Source organism: Pseudomonas sp. 1121_17, from assembly GCF_052850745.1.
In genome coordinates, this window is the sequence record NZ_VXCX01000033.1 from 1 (window position 1) to 796 (window position 796).

Annotated in this window: 1 protein-coding gene; it reads left to right on the forward strand. The window is 58.9% G+C overall.

The features are described 5' to 3' along the window. A partial coding sequence (locus FW789_RS24290) for an immunoglobulin-like domain-containing protein (protein ID WP_446432151.1) occupies nt 1–796 on the forward strand: 796 nt, incomplete at both ends.

The following is a 796-nucleotide window of genomic DNA, read 5'->3' on the forward strand; positions in this document are numbered from 1 at the left end:
TGGCGCCGATGGCAAGGGCACGCTCCAGGTCCCGAACACCAACGTTGAAGATGTCTACAAAGATGGCGGCGAAGTGACTGCCACTGTCACTGGCGTTACCGGTGGTAATTTCGAAGCTGTAGACGTATCCGGCGCTTCGGCTACCGTGACTGTCGAAGACACCATCGACACTACGACTGTGGCAGTCACCGGCGTACCGGCGAAAGAAGGCGATGCCAACGTCACCTTCAACTTCGAGCTGAGTAACAAGCCTCAGGCTGGCAGCGATCCGGTCGTCCTGAACGTACGCATCGGCAGCACCGACCACACCGTTAACCTCGACGCTGACGGCAAGGGTTCGATCCAGGTTCCTAACCCGAACAGCGAAGACGTCTACAAAGACGCTAGCGAACTGGTTGCAACTGTGACCGGCGGCACTGGCGGTAACTTTGAGAAGATCGCAACCGGCGGTACTGGTACTGCGGTGATCTCGGATACCGAAACTCCAGTGACTGTTGCAGTGACCGGCGTGCCTGCGAAAGAAGGCGACGCTAACGTCACTTTCAACTTCGAGCTGAGCGACAAGCCACAAGCTGGTAGTGCTCCAGTTGTGCTGACCGTGCGTGTTGGCAGCACCGACTACACCGTCAACATCGACAGCAACGGTAAGGGCTCCATTCAGGTCCCGAACCCGAACAGCGAAGACGTGTACAAGGACGCCAGCCAACTGGTCGCCACCGTCACCGGCGGCACCGGCGGCAACTTCGAGAAGATCGCCACTGGCGCGACCGGCACAGCGCAAATCGCTGACACCGAG